The organism is Pseudoroseicyclus sp. H15, assembly GCF_054353345.1.
In genome coordinates this window covers 215,675-235,836 of the sequence record NZ_JBTHJE010000006.1, presented here as the reverse complement: position 1 = coordinate 235,836, position 20,162 = coordinate 215,675, and the positions used below count along the sequence as shown (strand labels likewise).

Here is a 20,162-nt window from a genome sequence, read left to right as displayed (position 1 = left end):
AGGCAAGAGATGCCGCGACGCAGCGGAATGAGGGAAACTTCGGATGGGGGGAGGCCGTTGTCCCAGCAACAACGCAACGAACCCACGAAAGGAGGCACGTCATGCCGACGCTCAACGGGAAAACGATCGCTATCCTCGCAACCAACGGTTTCGAGCAATCTGAGCTGGAAGAGCCGCTGAAGCAGCTGAAAGCCGCGGGCGCCGAGGTCCATGTCGTCTCGCCGGAAGAGGGCGAGATCAAGGGCTGGGACAAGTCGGATTGGGGCCGCGCCGTGAAGGTCGACCGCAAGCTCTCTGACGTCACCTCCAGCGACTACAACGCGCTGGTGCTTCCGGGCGGCCAGATCAACCCTGACCTGCTTCGTGTCGACGACGACGCGCTCGCCTTCATCAAGGCGTTCTGGGAGGCCAAGAAGCCGATTGGCGCCATCTGCCACGCGCCCTGGCTGCTGGTCGAGACCGGCATCGTGAAGGGGCGTCATCTGACCTCTTTCAAGTCGATCAAGACCGACGTGATCAATGCCGGCGGCCTTTGGGAAGACAGCGAAGTCGTCTGCGACGAAGCGCTCGTCACCAGCCGCAACCCCGGTGACCTCGACGCCTTCTGCGCCAAGCTCGTGGAAGAGATTGCCGAGGGCAAGCACGAGCAGCGCGCCGCCTAAGGCGGCATAGGTTTCGCATCTTCAAAGTGTCCTGCTAGCTGGTGCGATTTCAGACGGGCGGCCCTCCCTCGGGGCCGCCCGTTTTCGTTTGCAGCCGCCCCGGCGGCGGGCGAGAAAGGGCCATGGAGCTTTTCGAAGACGACGGCCCCGGCGAGACGGGCGGGAATGCGCATGATTACAGCGTCGGTGAGATCACCGGCGCGGTGAAGCGCGTGATCGAGGGTGAATTCGGTCGCGTGCGCGTGCGCGGCGAGGTTGGCCGTGTCACCAAGGCCCGGTCTGGCCATGTCTATTTCGATCTGAAGGACGACCGCTCCGTTCTCTCCGCCGTCAGCTGGAAGGGCCAGGTCGCCCGGCTCAGCCACATGCCGGAAGAGGGGATGGAGGTCATCGCCACCGGCAAGCTCACCACTTTCGGCCCCCAGTCGCGCTACCAGCTCAATGTCGAGGATGTCGCCCCCGCCGGCGCCGGCGCGCTGATGGCGATGCTGGAGAAGCGCCGCAAGGCGCTGGAAGGCGAGGGGCTCTTTGCCGCCGAGCGCAAGCGCCCGCTGCCCTACCTGCCGCAGGTGATCGGCGTGGTCACCTCTCCCTCGGGCGCCGTCATTCGCGACATCCTGCACCGCCTGCGAGATCGCTTCCCCCGCCACGTGCTCGTCTGGCCCGTCGCCGTGCAGGGCGCCGCCAGCGCGCCCGAGGTGGCCCGCGCCATAGAGGGGTTCAACGCGCTGCAGCCCGGCGGGCCGATCCCCCGGCCCGATGTGCTGATCGTCGCCCGCGGCGGTGGCTCGGTGGAGGACCTCTGGGGCTTCAACGAAGAGATCGTGGTGCGCGCCGCCGCCGCCAGCCGCATCCCGCTGATCTCGGCCGTTGGCCACGAGACCGACATCACGCTGATCGACCACGCCGCCGACCGGCGCGCGCCAACCCCCACCGCCGCCGCCGAGATGGCGGTGCCGGTGCGGGCAGATCTGATGCGCGCCGTGGGCGATCTGGGCCGCCGCGCCACCGCCTGCGCCGACGCGGCCGTGAACCGCCGTCGCCAGCGGCTCGCCGATCTGTCGCGTGCCCTGCCGCGCCCCGAAGCTCTGCTATCCACCCCGCGCCAGCGGCTCGACATTGCGGGTGACCGGCTGCCGGTGGCGCTGGGCCGCGTGGTTGACAGGGGCCGCCTGCGCCTGGCCCGCGTGCCGCTCTCGCCCGGCCTGCTGCGCAGCGTGCGCGAGGGGGCCAGCGCCCGGTTGGAGCGGTTCTCCGGCCGGCTCGACACCGGCCTGCGCGACGTGGTGCGGCTGAAGCGCCACCGGCTGGAGCGGCTGGTGCTGGCTCCCGCACCGCTGGAGCGGCGGGTCGCCGATGGCCGCACCCGGCTTGCCCGCGCTGCCGAGCGGCTGGACGGGGCGGAGCTACGGCTCCGCGAGCGGCGGCAGAGCCGGCTCGACGGCGCCGCGCGACTGCTGGAGACGCTGAGCTACAAGGCCACCCTGCAGCGGGGCTATGCCGTGGTGCGCGATGGCGAGCGGGTGGTCACCTCGGCCGAGGCTGCGGCGAAAGCGGCCCGGCTGGAGATCGAATTCGCCGATGGGCGCTATGCGCCGGGCGATGATGGCACGGGCGGCCCGCCGGCGGCGGAGGCCACATCAGAGGCGCCGAAGCCAAAGGCCAAACCGCGCAAACCGCCGCCGGAGCAGGGCAGCCTGTTCTAGCAGGCTCTCAGACGCCGTAGCCGGGGCAGATCAGCGGCGCTTCGCTGACGGAATAGACAGTCTGGCTGCTGCCCTCGCCGGTGAAGCGGGCGGTGAGCTCGCCAGCGTTCATCGTGAAGCGCCAGCACTGCTCATCGCCGAAATCGGGGTAGACGAAGCAGATGTCTTCGCCCTTGGGGTACCATTCCCCCTCGATGCACTCATCCCCAACATAGGCCCAGAGGACGCGCCGCCCCTCGGTATAACGCTCGACGCCATAGGGCTCGTCGCCCGAGGCGTAGCCCAGCGTCTTGCCGGTGACGAAGGCCTCGAATTCGTCGGCCGTCATGGCGTCTTGCGCGGCGGCGGGCGAGGCGAGGAGAAGGGCGAGGAGGGCTAGGCGTGTCATGGCGGCAGATTGCCAAAATTTGCGGCCGGGCGGAAGGGAGGGTCCCGCCCGGCCGCGTCAAATCCCCGTCATGGGGCCGGGGATTTGAGGCGCTGGGTCACGACAGCGCCCTGGCGATCGCCAGACCGGCGGTCGCCGAGGCGGCGGTGAGGAAGGTGCCCCAGGACAGATCGGTGGCCAGCATGGTGACATGCCAGCGATCCATCACGGCGAAGCTGGTGAACTCGTAGGTGCCATAGGCGAAAAAGCCGAGCAGCGCGGCATTCAGTGCCACCTGGCCGAGCGAGTGATCGTCGCGCAGGGCCGGCCACGAGACGAAGTAGAGTAGGATACCGACATAGGCGAGATAGAACAGCGCCGCGGGCGCGAAGCGGATGTTCTCTCGCAGGCCGTCGCCAAGATGCCGCTCGAACAGCGGGCGCATCACGGTGGAGAGCATCGCCGCATCGGCCAGAAGGAAGATCGCGGCCGTGGCGAGATAGAGGATGAGGACGGTCATGGTGCATCTCCTTTGTTAGCGAGACGCGGGGCGGTGCCACTTGGATCAGTCACGGGGGCGGAAATTCGTAGCGTGGGCGACGGGCCGCTGCCCTGGCACGCTCCCACCCGCCCACCCCGCGCGCCAGGGCAGCGCCCCTGAGCGGGGCTGGTCGCGGGCAGGCCGGCGGGCGAGCGCCCCCCGAAGGCTTTCCATCCCCCTGCCAAAGCACTACCTGCAAAGGAAAGGAGGCCCCCCATGTCATTCTTCACCAAGCTGAAAGACAGGCTCTTCACCTCATCCTCGAAGCTCGACGCGGGCATCGATGCCATCGTCAGCGAGGCCGAGGAGACGGACGAGACACTGCCGGTCGACGCCGCGCCGCCCGTCCCCGAGGTGCCCGAGCCGCCGCGCCCCCCCGAGGTGCCGGATGAGCCAGAACCCGAGCCGGTCGAAGAGCCCGGGCCCGTGCCCGACCCGAACCCGCTGCCCGATCCGCCCGAAGAGCCGCAGCCGCCGATGCCCGAGCCGCCGGACATGCCGCCGCCGGGCGAGGTGCCGGAAACGCCCGAGCTGCCCGAGCCCCCCGGCGGGCTCGATGTGCCCACGGGGCCCGTCACGCCCGGCGGCGCCGGTCCGGTCGACGATGACCCCGAGGAGACCGAGGCCACCTCGCCGATCCTCGCCGAGGCGCGGCCCATGGAGATGCCGGTGCCCGAGCCGGTCGAGACGACCCCGGCCGCCCCGCGCGGCGGGATCATGTCGCGCGTCTTCCGCCGCGGCGGGCCGGCGGCCGATGTGCCGCGCCGCCTGCTCGACGATGACATGCTGGAACAGCTGGAAGAGCTGCTGATCGCCTCGGACATGGGCGTCGTCACTTCGCAGCGCGTCACCGCCAATATCGCCGAGGGCCGCATGGGCCGGCGCATGACCTCTGCCGAGATCAAGGGCGCCCTCGCCACCGAGATCGGTCGCATCATGGAGCCGGTGGCCCGGCCCCTGCCGCTCTATCCCAGCAAGCCGCAGGTGGTGCTGGTGGTGGGCGTCAACGGCTCGGGCAAGACGACGACCATCGGCAAGCTCGCCAGCCAATTCCGCGACGCCGGCAAGAGCGTGGTGATTGCCGCGGGCGACACCTTCCGCGCCGCTGCCGTCGAGCAGCTGCAGGTCTGGGGTGAGCGCGCCGGCGTGCCGGTGATGACGGCGCCCGAAGGCTCTGACCCGGCCAGCCTTGCCTTCGAGGCGATGGAGAAGGCCCGCACGTTCGGCGCCGACCTGCTGCTCATCGACACCGCCGGCCGCCTGCAGAACCGGCAGGACCTGATGGAAGAACTCGCCAAGATCGTGCGCGTCATCCGCAAGAAGGACCCGGATGCGCCGCATAACACCCTGCTCGTGCTGGATGCGACCACGGGCCAGAACGCCCTGACCCAGGTGGAGATCTTCCAGAAGATCGCAGATGTCTCGGGCCTCGTGATGACCAAGCTCGACGGCACGGCGCGGGGCGGCGTGCTGGTGGCACTGGCCGACAAGTTCGGCCTGCCGATCCACGCCATCGGCGTTGGCGAGCAGATCGACGATCTGGCGCCGTTTGACCCTGAGGAATTCGCCGCCGCGCTGGTGGGGACGGAGCTGGAGCCAGCCTGACCGGTCGCGCCGGCGGAGGGGAAGAGGGGGGCGCTGCCCCCCGGCCCTGTGGGGCCTCCCCCCGAGGTATTTTTGGCCAGATGAATGGGAGGCGGGGCGCGCTGGGGGCGGCGGCGCACTGAGGTGTCGATAGGGCGCTTTGGGCGCGCTCGATGCCGACCGGCCTGACCAGCATCCCGAGCGGCGTGCCGAGGGTTCTGGCGCGAGCCAGCTCGCTCGCTGTCATGTCGCGGAACTGCGCAGCTCCAGGCCGGGCCAAAGCCCAACTCTTGCGCTTGCCGGGGCGGCGGGCCAGAGGAGGGCGATGGGTGAGTATTTCGCGTCATTGGCTGGCACGGCGGAAGGGGCGCGGATCGCGACCCTGCTGGCGCTGACCTCGGCCCTCGCCCACGCGATCTTCGGCGCGCTGCAGAAGGGCGCGCATGACCCCTGGCTCTCCCGCGGCTCGATCGATGCGTCGCTGGCGGTGATCTCGGCGCCGGTTGCGCTCTTCCTGGTGCCGGCGCCCGACGGCGCCATGTGGGCCATCCTCGCCGGGGCGTTGGTGATCCACTTCATCTACAAGCTGGCGATGGCCATGGCCTATGAGCGGGCAGCCTATTCCTTCGTCTACCCGGTCGTGCGCGGCTCTGGCCCCGTAGTGACGGTGGCGGCGGCCTGGTTGATCTTCGGCGAGCATTTTACCCTGCTGCAATGGGCGGGCGTGGCGCTGCTCTCAGGCGGCATTCTGCTGCTGGCGATGCGCAACCTCGCCGAGGTGCAGATCGGCCGCCGCGCCATGCAGATGGGCCTGGCCTTCGCACTGTTCGGCGGGCTGATGGTGGCGATCTACACCACCTACGACGCCTGGGGCATCCGCTCGGGCGCCTCGCCGATGACCTTCCTCGCCTGGTTCTTCTTCATCACGGCGCTCGACTTTCCCATCCTCGCCACGCTCCGCTACCGGCGGATGGCAGCACCGCCGCGGCTTGGGCCGCTGGCGCTGCGCGGGATCATCGGCGCCTTCGTCGCCTGGATCAGCTTCGGCGGTGTGATGCTGGCGACCTATCTCGACAAGGTCGGCGAGGCGGCGGTGCTGCGCGAGACATCGACGGTCTTTGCCGGGCTGATCGGCTGGTTCATCCTGGGCGAGGGAGTCGGCCCCCGTCGCCTGTTCTTGATGGCGCTGATCGCTGCAGGGGCTGTTATCGTGGAATTCGGAGGTTAGATTAACCGCATGAGCACCCAAGACCCACAGGGGCCCAAGCGGCCCGTCCCCTCATGGCTGAAGATCGGTCTCGATTTCGGCCCAATCCTGCTGTTCTTCCTGGCCTATGCCCGGCTGAAGGACCGTGTCTTCGAGATCGGGGGCACGGAGTATCAGGGCTTCATTGTCGTCACTGCCCTGTTCATTCCGCTGCTGCTGGTCTGCACCGGGGTGCTGTGGTGGCTGACAGGCAAGCTCAGCAAGATGCAGGTGGTCACCGCCGTGCTGGTGGTCGTCTTCGGCTCGCTCTCGGTCTGGTTCAATGATGAGCGCTTCTTCAAGATGAAACCGACGATCATCTACCTGATCTTCGGGGGCGCGCTGGCCATCGGGCTGATGCAGGGCAAGAGCTATCTGCAGGGACTGATGGGCGAGGCCATGCCGATGACGCGGGAAGGCTGGATGCTGCTGACCAAGCGCATCATGTGGTTCTTCCTGGGCCTCGCCATCGTCAACGAGCTGGTCTGGCGGCTATTCTCGACGGAATTCTGGGTGACCTTCAAGACCTTCGGGCTGACGGCGGCGCTGTTCGTGTTTTTCCTCACGCAGGGCAGCCTGCTGGAGAAATACGGCATCGAGGAGAAGAAGCCGAGCGAGGGGTAGGGCTGGTTAAACCCGCCATCGCTCCGCCACCGTGCGGCATTCCCGCGATCACCGCTCAATCCCAAGCGCGGCATCAGGGCTTTCAGGCCGCTACGCGAGCGCCGGCCCGTCCCCACGGGCTGGCGCTTTGGCTGCCATTGGCGCAGAGCCCGCCGCTGGGAGGGGCGTGGCCTCCATAAAGCGCTATGGCGGGGCCGTGGCGGCGCCACCCCACGGGGCGGCGTGCGAAGTTGGCTTTGATCCCCGGGGGCAAGAAGGCCACCCCGCTTGACCCGCCACTCCGGCAGGTCTACCACTCCCCTCGTGGCGATTTGTTACCGGATTGCGGGCCACGTAAAACATGCCGCTAAAGAGGTCTGACGGGTCGCAAGCCCCGATGCCTTGACCGGTGTCGGGGTTTTTCTTTGGGCTGCGGCCCGGGAAAGAACGGGGCACCAGCCCCCGAAGGAGACGACCAGATGTCGACACGCGACCATGCCCGCCGGACGAAAGCCGTTCACGGCGGCACCCGCCGCAGCCAGTATGGCGAGGTGAGCGAGGCGATCTTTCTCACCCAGGGCTTCGTCTATGACGATGCCGCCCAGGCCGAGCAGCGCTTCATCAAATCCGGCGAAGACGAGTTCATCTACGCCCGCTACGGCAACCCCACGGTGCGCATGTTCGAAGACCGCATCGCCGCGCTCGAAGGGGCCGAGGATGCCTTCGCCACCGCCTCGGGCATGGCCGCCGTCAACGGCGCGCTGATGTCGATGCTGAAGGCGGGCGACAAGGTGATCTCCAGCCGAGCGCTCTTCGGCTCGTGCCTCTACATCCTCGAAGAGATTCTGCCGCGCTTCGGCGTCGAGGTCGTCTTCGTCGATGGCACCAGCCTCGATGAGTGGCGTGAGGCGGTGACCCCCGGCACCAAGGCGGTGTTCTTCGAGAGCGTCTCGAACCCCGCGCTCGACCTCATCGACGTGACCGAGGTCTGCAAGATCGCGCATGCCGCCGGCGCCACCGTGATCGCCGACAATGTCTTCGCGACGCCCGTCTTTTCCCGCGCCATCGAGCAGGGGGTGGATGTCGTCGTCTACTCGGCCACCAAGCATATCGACGGGCAGGGCAGGGTGCTGGGCGGGGTGATCCTCGGCACCAAGGACTTCGTCCGCAAGGTCGCCGAGCCCTATTTCAAGCACACCGGCTGCGCGCTCTCGCCCTTCTCGGCCTGGCTGCTCCTTAAGGGGCTGGAGACGATGGAGCTGCGCGTGCGCGCGCAGGCCGCCAGCGCCCAGCAGATCGCCGAGGCGGTTGAGAGCTCGGGCCAGCGCGTGATCTACCCCGGCCTGCCGAGCCACCCCCAGCATGAGCTCGCCATGGCGCAGATGGGCGCCGGCGGCACGGTGCTGGCGATCGACCTTGGCTCCAAGGAGGCGGCCTTTCGCTTCCTCGATGCGCTGGAGATCATCCTCATCTCGAACAACCTCGGCGACGCCAAGAGCATCGTGACGCACCCGGCCACGACCACGCACCAGCGCCTCAGCGAAGAGCAGCGCGCCACGCTCGGCATCACGCCGGGCCTTTGCCGCCTGTCCGTCGGCCTCGAAGACCCGGCCGATCTCATCGCCGATATCGAAGGCGCGCTGCAGGCCGCTGCGGGCGGGGCTGCGGGGGCGTAAGACCGGCCGCCCAGCCAACGGCCCACCGGGGGGTTTGTAAAACACCCCCCGGACGCCCTACATAAGGCAAGGGACCAGCTACCCGGGGGGAGGCGCCGATGAACGCGGACACAAAGATTGCCGCCACGCCCAGCCAGCCGGGCCGGGATGACGCCGAAGCGGCGCTGGACGTGCTGCGCCGCTGGGCCCATGCGGCCCTGCCCGAAGAGGTTGCCGATCTCGACCCGGCCATTTCGCGCCTGATCGCCGACCCGACGCTCGGCAATTACCCGGCTCTGGCCCGCGCCTACCCCGAGGAATTCGAGGCCGACACCGACTATCTCGCCACGCTGCCCGATCTGCAGAACGGGCCGGAGAGCCTGATCCGCGGCGCCCGCGCCCCCATCCAGCATGTCGGCATCTCGAACTTCCGCCTGCCGGTGCGCTTTCGCAAGAAGGACGGCGGCGAGATCACGCTGGAGACCTCGGTCACCGGCACGGTCAGCCTCGATGCCAATCGCAAGGGCATCAACATGTCCCGCATCATGCGCAGCTTCTACGCCCATGCCGAGGAGACCTTCTCCTTCGACGTGATCCAGCAGGCGCTGAACATATACAAGGCCGACCACGACACCTTCGACGCCCGCATCCAGATGCGATTTTCCTACCCCGAACGGGTGAAATCCCTGCGCTCGGGCCTGACGGGCTTTCAATATTACGACATCGCGCTCGAGCTGGTGGAGCAGGGCGGGCAGCGCAAGCGCATCACCCATCTCGACTACGTCTATTCCTCCACCTGCCCCTGCTCGCTGGAGCTGTCGGAGCATGCCCGCGCCTCGCGCGGCCAGCTGGCCACGCCGCATTCGCAGCGCTCGGTGGCGCGCATCTCGGTGGAGGCGCGCGATTCGGGTGACCGGCTCTGGTTCGAAGAGCTCATCGCCATGGCCCGCCGCGCCGTGCCGACCGAGACGCAGGTAATGGTCAAGCGCGAGGACGAGCAGGCATTCGCCGAGCTCAACGCCGCCAACCCGATCTTCGTGGAAGACGCGGTGCGCCTCTTCGCGGCAGAGCTGAAGGCCGAGCCCCGCATCGGCGACTTCCGTGTCGTGGCCAGCCATCAGGAGAGTCTGCACAGCCACGACGCCGTCTCGATCTTCACCGAAGGCCCCACCTTCGCCGCCGAAAGCCTGGACCCCCGCCTCTTCGGCACGCTGCACCACCCGGGCTGAATCAGAGGTCCCGCCGGTCGCTCGCCGCCCCGCCGGGCACACGCGCCTCTTCCCCATTTATCTGGCCAAAAATACCTCGGGGGTCGCCATTGAGTGCGCCATTGGTTCAAGCACCAATGGCGACGGGGCTGGCCCCCACCCGACCGGGGGTGTGAGGGCCCACAGGCCCCCGCGAAGAGCAGGGGGTTCGGGGGATGCAGTCCCCCGACCCTCCGTCACTCGCCTGCCATCCTCCCCCACGGCAATCCCCGCGCCGGCGCGCCGCGCGTTGACAAGCCGCGCAGGCCCGGCCAACGCTGCGCTCCATGCTCGACCTGCGCCCTGTCGGATATGTCATAGGCCTGCTGGTCGCGGTTCTGGGGCTTACCATGTTCGGCCCCTTCGTGGCCGATGTGGCGGCGGGCAACGGCAACTGGCCGGTCTTTCTGGAAAGCGGCGTGATCACCGTGCTCACCGGCGGCATGATGGCGCTGGCCTCGTCCAACGGGGTGAAGGAGGGGCTGACGCTGCGGCAGACGTTCCTGATGTCGGCCGGTGTCTGGCTGGCGCTGCCGGCCTTCGGCTCTATCCCCTTCATCGTCGGCCTGCCGAACATGACGATCACCGATGCCTTCTTCGAATCGATGTCGGGCCTCACCACCACTGGCGCCAGTATCCTCGGCGGCGGCACGGTGCACGGGCCGATCCAGGATCTGCCCGAGGGGTTTCTCCTCTGGCGCGGCATCCTGCAATGGATCGGCGGGATCGGGGTGATCGTCTTCGCCATGGTCTTCCTGCCCGAACTGAAGGTCGGGGGGATGCAGGTGTTCCGCTCCGAAGCTTTCGACACGATGGGCAAGATCCTGCCCCGTGCCGCCGAGATCGCCCAGTCGATCTCGGTCATCTATATCGGCCTCACGCTCGCCTGCGCGCTGGCCTACATGGCGACGGGGATGATCCCTTTCGATGCCATCGTGCATGCGATGACGACGCTCTCCACCGGGGGTTTCGCCAATTCCGACGCCTCCTTCGGCGCCTATGGGGCCGGGGCGCACTACGTCTCGGTGCTGTTCATGGTGCTCGCGGCGCTGCCCTTCGTGCGCTACGTGCAGCTCCTCGGCGGGCAGGGCGTGCCGCTGATCCGCGACAGCCAGGTCCGCGCTTTCCTGCTCGTCATCGCCGTTTGCGTGCTCTTCGTGACGCTGGCGCTGTTCCGGCTGGTCCACGGGGTCGAGGAGATCGCCTTCCGCGAAGCGCTGTTCAACGTCGTGTCGATCATGTCTGGCACGGGCTATGCCTCGGCCAATTACATGACCTGGGGCAGCTTCTGCGTGACGATCTTCTTCTTCATCGGCCTCATCGGCGGCTGTGCCGGATCGACGGCCTGCTCGGTGAAGATCTTCCGCTACCAGATCCTCATGGTCTCGATCGGAGCGCAGATCCGCAAAATCTACAACCCGCATGGGGTCTTCACCCCGCGCTACGATGGGCGCCCGGTCAGCGAGGACGTGCTGAACTCCGTCATGGCCTTCTTCGTGGCCTTCATCATCTCGGTCGGCATCGTCTCTGTCTGCCTGTCGCTGACGGGGCTCGATTTCATCACCTCGGTCTCGGGCGCGGCGACGGCGCTGGCCAATATCGGCCCCGGCCTCGGCTCCGAGATCGGGCCGGCGGGGAATTTCGGCGGGCTCAACCCGCTGGCGAAATGGATCCTGAGCCTGTCGATGTGGTTCGGGCGGCTGGAGATGCTCGTCGTGATGGCGGTCTTCACCGTGCGGATGTGGCGCGACTAGGCAGGCCGGGCGCAGGGGTTGCGGTTCGCGCGGGGCGGCGCGAGGGTGGCGCATCCCTTCCTCACGCGAGTCCCACTCATGCCCATCCGCAACCGATTTGCCGAATTGCTCCCCGAGATCACCGAATGGCGCCGTGACCTTCACGAGAACCCCGAGATCCTGTTCGAGACGCACCGGACCTCGGCCATCGTGGAAGAGAAGCTGAAGGCATTCGGCTGTGACGAGGTGGTCACCGGCCTCGGCCGGACCGGTGTGGTGGCGCTGATCAAGGGCCGCGAGCCGGGCCGCACCATCGGCCTGCGCGCCGACATGGATGCGCTGCCGATCACGGAAGAGACGGGCGTCCCCCATGCCAGCAAGACCCCCGGCGCCATGCATGCCTGCGGCCATGACGGCCACACGGCGATGCTGCTAGGCGCCGCGAAGTACCTCGCCGAGACGCGCAACTTCGCCGGCACCGTCGCCGTGATCTTCCAGCCCGCCGAGGAGGGCGGTGGCGGCGGCCGGGAGATGTGCGAGGACGGCATGATGGAGCGCTTCGACATCAAGGAAGTCTACGGCATGCACAACTGGCCGGGCGCCCCGGTGGGTAGCTTTGCCATCCGGCCCGGCGGCTTCTTCGCCTCGACCGATCAGTTCGAGATCGAGGTGAAGGGCCGCGGCGGCCATGCCGCCAAGCCGCATGAGGGCATCGACCCGGTGGTGATGGCCTCGCAGCTGGTGCTGGCAATGCAGACCATCGTCAGCCGCAACGCCGACCCGGTGAAGCAGATCGTGGTCTCGGTGACGTCGTTCGTGACCTCGAGCCAGGCCTTCAACGTAATCCCCCCGAAGGTGACGCTGAAGGGCACGGTGCGCACGCTGGCGCCCGAGATGCGGGTGTTGGGCGAGGAGCGGATCAAGGCGCTGGCCGCCTCGATCTGCGAGGGCTTCGGCGGTGAGGCGAAGGTCAAGTGGATCAAGGGCTACCCGGTGATGGTGAACGCCGAGACCGAGACGGAGTTCGCCCGAGAGGCCGCCCGCAAGGTCGCCGGCGATTGCGCTGAGGCTGATCTGGTGATGGGCGGAGAGGATTTCGCCTACATGCTGGAGGAGCGCCCGGGCGCCTATATCCTCGTCGGCAACGGCGACACGGCGGCGGTGCACAACCCCGGCTACGATTTCAACGACGAGGCCATCCCGGCGGGCTGTTCCTTCTGGGCGGAGATCGTCGAGCAACGCCTGCCGCTGAGCTGAGGGGGGCGGCAGGCCCGGCCCGCCTCCCGCCCACCCACCCCGGCGCGCCGGGCCTGCATTGGGGGCGCCGGGCCCGGCTTCGGGGCGTACGTGAGCGGGATGTTCTGAGATGCACTCGCCGTGGGTGGGTTCCCACGGCACCCATCCGCTACTCGCCCATGCGCGGAATCAAGGCCGTCAGGCCGCCGCGCGAGCGCCGGCCCGTCCCGGCGGGCTGGTGCTCTGGTGACCGTACCGCCCAGCTCGGGGCTGGGAGGGGCGTGGCATAAAGCGCGTTAGCGGAGAACGAGTGGCGCCACCCCGCGGGCCGGCGTGCAGACCGGGGCAAGAGGGCGTAGCGTTTCGCCGCCGCGATGACATCGAAGAGTCTGAGCGCGCGACGTCGGGGTTGCATATCCCGGACCCACTTCGCCCTTACCCAGTCAGGTACTCCGCCAGACGCCCCAGCCCCTCGGTGAACCGCTCCGCAGCCGTATCCGCCACAGCCGACCCGGCATCGCCATCCGGTCCTTCACCGCGCAGCGCCCGCGCCACGGCATCTGCGAGCGTCTCTGCCGCTACCTCCACCGCCGCCCCGGCCTCACCCAGGGCCGCATAGGCCGCCGCCGCACTCTCCACATGTTTCCCGTGCAGCAACGGCTTGCCCAGCCGCGCCGGCTCCCAGGGATTGTGCCCTCCGACCGGCACCAGCGAGCCGCCTAAGAACACCGCGCCCGCCGCCCGCATCCACAGCCCCGTCTCTCCGAAACTATCCGCCAGATAGACCGGCCCCTCCGGCCTCTCCCCCGCCGAACGCCTCGGTACCCCGCCCGCAAGCGCCGCCACCTCGTCCGCCCGGGCCACATGCCTTGGTACGAGGATCAGCAGCGCCTCCGAAAGCTCTGCGCGCAGCGCCTCATGGGCGGCCAGCACCAGCTCTTCTTCTCCCGGATGCGTCGACACAGCCGCCCACACGGGCCGCCTGTCCAGCTCGGCGCGCAGCGCCGCGAGCTCCCCCTCATCCACCGGCGGCGGAGCCGCCGCCGCCTTGGCATCGCCGCCGTCGAAGACGGCGTGCGCGCCAAGCGCCGTCAGGCGCGCGGCGATCTCGGGCCCCTGCGCCGCGACGAGGCCGAAGGCCGAGAAGAGCGCGGCAGCGCTCGCCGGCCGCTTGCCCCAGCGCGCGGCAGAGCGTGCCGACAGGCGCGCGTTGACCAGCGCCAGCGGCAGGCCCGCTGCTTTCACGCGCAATATCGTCTGCGGCCAGATCTCGCTTTCGGCGAAGGCCACCGCATCCGGCCGCCAATGCCCAAGGAACCGCCGCAGCGGCCCCGCGGCATCCAGCGGCGCGAATTGGTGCAAAGCTCCTTCCGGCAGCCGCCCCGGCAGGATCTCCGCCGCCGCCGCCGTGCCGGTCGTGAGCAGCACCCTCGATCCGCGCCCCAGCAGCTCCTCCGTCAGCGGCAGCAGCGACAGCCCCTCGCCCACGGAGGCGCCGTGCAGCCAGACCAGTCGCCCCTCCGGTCGCGACAGGCTCGCCTCTCCCCAACGCTCGGCGATCCGCTCCGGCGCCACGCCTGCCTCCGCCAGCCCGCGCGCCACGCGGCGATAGACGAACGGCGCCGCCAGATTGGCGGCGCTGCAATAGGCGGAAAGAAGGGCAGGGCGACGGCGCAAGTGGCGCCTATCCGCCGGTATGGCTCATGTGGCGGCTGACGCGGCCGGCGACATCCTGGCGGGAATAGTCGAAATCATGGCCCTTGGGCTTGAGCGCGATCGCGGCGCGGATCGCCTCTTCGAGCGGTGCGTCGGCCTCGCTGGCGCGCAGCGGGCCGCGCAGGTCGGAATGGCCCTCCTGCCCCAGGCAGGTGTAGATTTCGCCGGTGCAGGTGATGCGCACGCGATTGCAGCTCTCGCAGAAATTGTGGGTCAGCGGCGTGATGAAGCCGATCTTCTGCCCGGTCTCCTCCAGCCGCACATAGCGGGCCGGCCCGCCAGTATTCTCCGCCAGCGCATCGAGGTGATAGCGCTGGGCGAGCTGGCCCCGCAGGTCGCTCAAAGGCCAGTACTGACCGAGGCGATCCTCGTTGCCGATGTCGCCCATCGGCATGACCTCGATGAAGGTGAGATCATGATCTTCCGCCGCGCACCATTCGACCAGGTCGAAGAGCTCGGCATCGTTGAAGCCCTTCAGCGCCACGGTGTTGATCTTCACGCGCAGCCCGGCCTCCTTGGCGGCGTGGATGCCCTCCATCACCTGCTTCAGCCGGCCCCAGCGGGTGACCTCCTTGAACTTGCCCTCATCCAGAGTGTCGAGCGAGACATTCACGCGCCGCACCCCGGCGGCGGCCAGCTGATCGGCGAAGCGCGACAGCTGACTGCCGTTGGTCGTCAGCGTCAGCTCCTTCAGCGCGCCGGTCTTCAGATGCCGGCCCATGGCTTCGAAGAAGGTCATGATGCCCCGGCGCACCAGCGGTTCGCCGCCGGTGATGCGCAGCTTCTGCACGCCGAGCCGGACGAAGGCGCTGCAGAGCCGGTCGAGCTCTTCCAGCGTCAGCAGCTCCTTCTTCGGCAGGAATTCCATGTTCTCCGACATGCAATAGACGCAGCGAAAATCGCAGCGGTCGGTGACGGAGACGCGCAGATAGCGGATGTCGCGCTGAAAGGGATCGGTGAGTACCATGGGCGGAACGTAGGAGGGTCGCCCCGCGCGCGCAAGCGGGGTGCCGCCGGGCTCACGCTTGCGGCACCTGAGGCATATTGCGCCGGGGCGGGGGCCGCCCTAGGCTTTGGCAATGAAAGCTCTGATGTTCCTTGCCCTTCTGCCGCTGGCTGCCTGCACCGAAGCCGATCTGGCCTCTGTGTTCGCCCCACCGCCCACGCAAACCGCCGCGCCGGCCCCCGAAGCGGCGCCGACGCTCGACACGACGCCGCCGCCTCCGCCGCCAGCCAATGCGACGACGGCGGATGAGTTCGACACCACCAGCGAGGAAGACCGCGAGGCGGCTCTCGCAGAGCCGGCGCCGGCGGCGGAGACGCGCCTCGGCACCACTGTGGGCTCGCTGGGCGACCCCGCCGAGCCGGGCATCTGGATCGAGACGGGCTATGTGACCGAGCTGACTCCGGGCCGCGCCGAGGTTCTCGCGACTGGCAAGTCGATCAATGTCGAGCTGCGCCCCTCGGGCGGCGAGCCGGGCGCCGGGGCAGAGATCTCGCTGCCGGCCATGCGCCTGCTCGAGGTGCCCTTCACCGACCTGCCCGAGCTGGCGCTCTTCGCCCTGCCGCCGAACGCCTGAGCCCTCGCGCCGGGGTTACGCCCCGGCGAGAAGGCCCTTCGCGAGATGCAGCTCCCGGTCGATGCCGATGGCGTCGAGGAAGTCGCGGTCGTGGCTGACCACAAGCAGCGCGCCGGCATAGTCGGCTAGCGCGGCTTCCAGCAGCTCTGTCGTTTCCAGATCGAGGTGATTCGTCGGCTCGTCGAGGATGAGCAGCTGCGGCAGCTCGGGCGCGCCCAGGGCGAGGGCGAGGCCAAGCCGCAGGCGTTCGCCGCCGCTGAGAGCGCGCACGGGCTTCTGAGCCGTGACATTGCGAAAGCCGAAGCGGGCGAGGAGGGCATGTGCCTCGGTCTCAGAGAGGTCCGGATGCAGGCGCCGGACGGCATCCTGCAGGCTCTCCTCCGGCATCAGCCCCGCGACATGCTGGTCGAGCGTGGCAAGGCGGGCCGGGCGGCGGATCGCTCCGCCTTCTGCTTCTAGCTCGCCCCGCGCGACGGCGAGCAGCGTCGACTTGCCGGCGCCGTTGCCGCCGCTCAGTGCCACATGCTCGCCCGCAGTCACGCTCAGGCTGAGTGGCCCGAGCTCAAAGGTGCCGCGCCGGGCCGTCACGCCCTTCAGCGACACCACCACCCCGTGCGCCGCGCCCGCCTCTGCCGCGATGCGCACCGGCGGGCGTCGGGTGAGGCGGGCCTCGGCGGCTTGCCGCGCCTCCTCTGCCGCAGCTTCCAGCCGCTGACCGAGGACGTTGCCCCGCGCCGCCGTGCCCTCGGCCCGCTCCAGCCGGGCATTCATCACGATCCTCGGCTCGCCACCCTTCGCCTTGCTGGCGCGCCCGGCCTTGTCGCGCCGGGCCTGCCGCTCGGCCCGTAGCTGCGCCTCGGCTCGGGTGCGCTTCAGCTCGCGGGCGGTGCGCTGCACGTCGGCCTCTTCGCGCGCGGCCTGGGCCGCGCGGGCTTCGGCATAGGCGGGCCAGCCGCCGCCGAAGAGCGTGCAGCCGGTGGGAGACAGCTCCAGGATGCGGTCGACGCCGGCCAATAGCGCGCGGTCGTGGCTGGCGAGCACAACGCCGCCCGGCCAATCGGCGACGAGCGCGGACACGAGGGCCCGGCCCTCGGCATCGAGGTTGTTGGTCGGCTCGTCGAGCAGCAGCAGGTCAGGGCGTTCGAGCTGCAGGCGCGCCAGCCCCGCCCGCGTGCGCTGGCCGCCGGAGAGGGCATGGAGCGGGCGGGGCAGCATCGCCTCCTCGAGCCCCGCCGAGGTGAGAGCGGCGGCGACGCGGGCCGGCAGCTCCCAGTCGGCCTCGGCGAAATCGGTCTCGTCGCCCTGGCCCGCTTCGATGCGCGCCAGCCGGGCCAGGCCGGGGTCGGCGCCGATGGCCCCGGCGAGGCTCAGGTCGAGGTCGGGCCAGCTTTGCCAGAGCCGGCCGAGCGTGCCGGATCGGCTGACCTGGCCGGCAGCCGGCGTAGCCTCGCCAGCCATGACGGCCAGTAGCGAGGACTTGCCCGCGCCGTTCGGCCCGACAAGCGCGGTGCGCTCGGGGCCGAAGCTGATCGAGAGGTCAGAGAAAAGCGCCGTGCCGTCAGGCGTGGCGATACGGATGTCGGAGAGCGTCAGAAAGGCAGGCATGGGTCACCGGAAGGCAGGTCGCGGGAAGGGCGAATGCGGTCCGGGCGTGATCCATGAGGGCCTCCGTTGGTGACGCGGGCTAGATGGGCGGTGTCGGCGGTTCTTTCAAGCCGCCAACGCAAAACGGGCCGGCGCTGTGGCCGGCCCGTGGCTTGAATGGATCGGGGGCTTAGCCCGCCCGCCGCTCTGGGTGGAAGCGGCTGGTGCCCGACAAAGCGAAGCGGCCCGAGCGGACCTTCACGATGCGGCCCTGGCGCAGCAGCGTGCCGAAGCTGCGCAGCCCCTCCTCGCGGGAGAAGCCTTCTGGCGCCGCCTCGCCCACCAGCCGCATGAGCTGCGGGCGGGAGAAATCTTCGGCGCCTTCGACCTGCGATGTGTAGGCGGCAGCGACCTCCAGCAGGTCGGAGAGCGATTCGGCCCCGGCGCCGGAGGCATAGGCGGGGAAGCTGTCTTCCGCCGCATCGTCGCTGCTGGCGGCGGGGGCGGGCGGTACCTCGCCGGGCAGAACGCGGCGCGGGCGCACCGGCTGCGTGGCGCGGATCTGCACGGGGGCCTTGGGCTCGGCGGGCTCACCCATATCGACACGCTGAGAGGCGACGAGCTTCAGCGGCGCCGTGCGCGGCCGCTCCGACATGTCGCCGGCGCGAACGGGGCGCTTGGGGCGCACCACCTGATCGAGATCGTCGCGGAAGGCGGCGAGCTTGCCTTCGCGCCCGTCGCCCTCACCCAGCCGGCGCGCGGCCTCGGTGGCGGCGACGGCGGCCTTGAGCTGGGCAATGGCATCGCGGCGCCGCGAATTGCCCGGCTCGGCGAGCTGCTCGTCGGTGCGGCTGAGGATGCGGTTGAGGCCGTCCTCATCGGCCTCCGGCGCCCGGCCGAAGGGGCGGGGTTCGTCCCAGGCGGTGCGATTGTCGGCGGGGTCGGGCTCCGGGATGTGGTCGCGCTCGGGGGTGTCGTCGAGGGCGGCGGCAGGTTCCGGCTCGGCGGGCAGGTCGGCACCGTCGTTGCCGAACAGCGAGTCGCCGTCGGCCCAGTCTTCGGCCTCGTCCTCAGTGATCTTCTCGTCGCTCGCCTCATCCGCCACTTCGGCGGGAGGGGCGGGGTCGTCTTGGGCGGGCGTCGCGTTTTCTTCGGTGGTGGCCCGGGGCGCGGCCCCGGCGGCGGGTTCGTCGAGCTCGGCGGTCTCGCCGAATTCCTCGGCCAGTGCGGCGTCTAGCTCGGCTTCCCAGGGGTCGATCTCTTCGGCGGCAATGTCCGCCTCGGCGTTGTCGCGCGTCGCGACCGCATCGCTGCCCGCCGACCAATCGTGCAGGTCGGCCTCGGCCTCGGCCAATTCGTCGGCGCCGGGCTTCGCAGGTGCGCTGTGGCCGGGGTCGCCGGCGGCAGCGGCGCTCGCCATGGCGCCGGCGAGTTCCTCGTCCGCCGGCCAGTCTTCAACATCGCTCGCCGCGTCGTCGCCGGGCGCAGCATCCATCGGTCCCTCGGCCGTCAGGGCATCCAGCGCCTCTACGCCCACTTCGGCCTCAAGGGCTGCGAGCTCGGCCAGCAGCGCGGCTTCGTCTTCGTCCGCCAGTGTGCCGACGAAGGGCGAGTCGGTTTCTTCGGCACCGACGTGCTCGGTTTCCGGCAGGGCGGGGCCGACCTGACCGGCATCTTCGGCGGGCGGCGCGACCTGGTAGTCGGTGGCATCGACCGTCTCGACCGTTGGCTCGTAGTCGCGCTCGGTGGCGAGACTATCGTAGGGCATGGCCATTTCGGTGAGGCCCTGCTCCGGCTCGGGGGCGGGCGTCTCGTCGGCATGCTGGGGCGTGGCCCCGGCGATTTCATCGGCCTCGGAAGGATGACTCTCCTCGGCTTCGTCCGCCGGGGCGGGGGCCAGGTCTTCCGGATGGACCGTCTCGGCGGGGTCGGCCTCGGCGGCGGCATAGGCGGAGGCCATGTCGCTGGCGGTCCAATCTTCGTCCGCCGGCTCTTGAGCCTGTTCATCGGTGGTGTCTTCGATCTCCCCGGGAGCCTCCGCCTCACCCTCGGCCATCGGCGTGTCGGCGGGCTGAGGTTCGGGCTCGGCCGTCGGCGCCTCGTCCGGCGCCTCCGCAACCGGTGTCTCGGCGAAATCCTCGCTCGGCGCTTCGGCCCAATCTTCTTCGGCAGGCGCCTCGCTCACCTGCTCATCTCTCGCCTCGCCAGCCATCGCCTCACCGGCAACTGCCGCCGCCGCGCCGGTGCCGACGACGGCACGGATGCGGGCGAGTTTGTCTTCGACGGAGCCGCCCTTGGCCTCGCGCGGCTGCACCGGGCTGGGCGGCATGGCGGGCACGGGCTCCTCGACGGTCTGGGGTGCCTCTTCCGGCTGCGTCTCTTCCGCCACCTCCTCCTGCGGCTCCTCCACCTCGGGCTCCGGCTGCGCTGCCGGGGCGCTCAGCTGAGCGGCGCGCAGCACGATGCCGGTGCCGTCGGTCCGGGCATCGACGCGGCGGGAGATCTCGCGCTCGGCGATGCGGGCGAGCATTTCGGCATCGGGCGTGGGCGGTTCGGCGCCGAAGTAGCGGTCATCCGAGGCAAGGTCGCGGAAATACTCCGCAATCGCCTTCATGGTGCCGAAGGAATCGTCGAACCCTTCCAGGGTGCAGCTGAATGTCCCATAGGAGACCGTGAGAATCTTGCTGGACCCGACCATGTCT

Annotated in this window: 16 protein-coding genes and 1 riboswitch; of the genes, 10 read left to right on the top strand and 6 right to left on the bottom strand. The window is 69.4% G+C overall.

Annotation, left to right across the window (positions count from 1 at the left end; translation table 11 throughout):
- Positions 1-101: 101 nt before the first annotated feature.
- Positions 102-662: a type 1 glutamine amidotransferase domain-containing protein gene (locus tag ACXN5S_RS15040; RefSeq protein WP_458606282.1), complete on the top strand. Its 561-nt coding sequence runs from the start codon at positions 102-104 to the stop codon at positions 660-662.
- A gap of 122 nt (positions 663-784) precedes the next feature.
- The gene (gene xseA / locus ACXN5S_RS15035; RefSeq protein WP_458606281.1) at positions 785-2,368 is read left to right on the top strand and encodes an exodeoxyribonuclease VII large subunit; all 1,584 of its coding nucleotides are present in this window, start codon (positions 785-787) and stop codon (positions 2,366-2,368) included.
- A gap of 7 nt (positions 2,369-2,375) precedes the next feature.
- Here the strand turns inward: xseA and ACXN5S_RS15030 are convergent, their stop codons facing one another.
- On the bottom strand, positions 2,376-2,756 hold the full coding sequence (locus tag ACXN5S_RS15030; protein WP_458606280.1) for a hypothetical protein: 381 nt from the start codon (positions 2,754-2,756) through the stop codon (positions 2,376-2,378).
- Between the two features lie 97 nt (positions 2,757-2,853).
- Positions 2,854-3,255, bottom strand: a complete 402-nt coding sequence (locus ACXN5S_RS15025; protein WP_458606279.1) for a DUF2177 family protein — start codon at positions 3,253-3,255, stop codon at positions 2,854-2,856.
- Between the two features lie 237 nt (positions 3,256-3,492).
- On the opposite strand from ACXN5S_RS15025, the gene ftsY reads away from it, so the two are divergent.
- The 7 genes from ftsY (at position 3,493) to ACXN5S_RS14990 (ending at position 12,601) form a co-directional block, all read left to right on the top strand.
- Entirely contained in the window at positions 3,493-4,881 is a 1,389-nt protein-coding gene (ftsY, locus tag ACXN5S_RS15020) for a signal recognition particle-docking protein FtsY (RefSeq protein ID WP_458606278.1), read from the top strand.
- 304 nt (positions 4,882-5,185) lie between these two features.
- Positions 5,186-6,088: an EamA family transporter gene (locus ACXN5S_RS15015; protein ID WP_458606277.1), complete on the top strand. Its 903-nt coding sequence runs from the start codon at positions 5,186-5,188 to the stop codon at positions 6,086-6,088.
- Between the two features lie 9 nt (positions 6,089-6,097).
- Complete coding sequence (locus ACXN5S_RS15010; protein WP_458606276.1) at positions 6,098-6,730, top strand: inner membrane-spanning protein YciB; 633 nt, start codon at positions 6,098-6,100, stop codon at positions 6,728-6,730.
- Positions 6,731-7,023: 293 nt separating this feature from the next.
- A riboswitch (SAM riboswitch) is annotated at positions 7,024-7,101 on the top strand.
- A gap of 87 nt (positions 7,102-7,188) precedes the next feature.
- The gene (gene metZ / locus ACXN5S_RS15005; protein ID WP_458606275.1) at positions 7,189-8,385 is read left to right on the top strand and encodes an O-succinylhomoserine sulfhydrylase; all 1,197 of its coding nucleotides are present in this window, start codon (positions 7,189-7,191) and stop codon (positions 8,383-8,385) included.
- 98 nt (positions 8,386-8,483) lie between these two features.
- Positions 8,484-9,593, top strand: coding sequence for a GTP cyclohydrolase FolE2 (folE2, locus tag ACXN5S_RS15000; protein ID WP_458606274.1), 1,110 nt, complete (start codon positions 8,484-8,486; stop codon positions 9,591-9,593).
- 305 nt (positions 9,594-9,898) lie between these two features.
- Positions 9,899-11,365 carry a TrkH family potassium uptake protein gene (locus ACXN5S_RS14995; protein ID WP_458606273.1) on the top strand — a complete coding sequence of 489 codons (1,467 nt, stop codon included), beginning with the start codon at positions 9,899-9,901 and terminating at the stop codon, positions 11,363-11,365.
- Between the two features lie 78 nt (positions 11,366-11,443).
- A complete protein-coding gene (locus tag ACXN5S_RS14990) occupies positions 11,444-12,601 on the top strand; it encodes a M20 aminoacylase family protein (RefSeq protein WP_458606272.1) in 1,158 nt (385 codons plus the stop codon).
- 414 nt (positions 12,602-13,015) lie between these two features.
- On the opposite strand, the gene ACXN5S_RS14985 is transcribed toward ACXN5S_RS14990, so the two are convergent.
- On the bottom strand, positions 13,016-14,257 hold the full coding sequence (locus ACXN5S_RS14985) for a 3-deoxy-D-manno-octulosonic acid transferase (RefSeq protein ID WP_458606271.1): 1,242 nt from the start codon (positions 14,255-14,257) through the stop codon (positions 13,016-13,018).
- A 7-nt stretch (positions 14,258-14,264) separates the two neighbouring features.
- Entirely contained in the window at positions 14,265-15,263 is a 999-nt protein-coding gene (moaA, locus tag ACXN5S_RS14980) for a GTP 3',8-cyclase MoaA (protein WP_458606270.1), read from the bottom strand.
- Between the two features lie 124 nt (positions 15,264-15,387).
- On the opposite strand from moaA, the gene ACXN5S_RS14975 reads away from it, so the two are divergent.
- The gene (locus tag ACXN5S_RS14975; RefSeq protein WP_458606269.1) at positions 15,388-15,876 is read left to right on the top strand and encodes a D-galactarate dehydratase; all 489 of its coding nucleotides are present in this window, start codon (positions 15,388-15,390) and stop codon (positions 15,874-15,876) included.
- Positions 15,877-15,891: 15 nt separating this feature from the next.
- On the opposite strand, the gene ACXN5S_RS14970 is transcribed toward ACXN5S_RS14975, so the two are convergent.
- Both ACXN5S_RS14970 and ACXN5S_RS14965 read right to left on the bottom strand, forming a co-directional pair.
- Positions 15,892-17,481: an ABC-F family ATP-binding cassette domain-containing protein gene (locus tag ACXN5S_RS14970; RefSeq protein WP_458606268.1), complete on the bottom strand. Its 1,590-nt coding sequence runs from the start codon at positions 17,479-17,481 to the stop codon at positions 15,892-15,894.
- 169 nt (positions 17,482-17,650) lie between these two features.
- Positions 17,651-20,158 (bottom strand): DNA polymerase III subunit gamma/tau domain-containing protein, encoded by a 2,508-nt coding sequence (locus ACXN5S_RS14965; protein WP_458606267.1) that lies wholly within the window; start codon positions 20,156-20,158, stop codon positions 17,651-17,653.
- Positions 20,159-20,162: the final 4 nt, after the last annotated feature.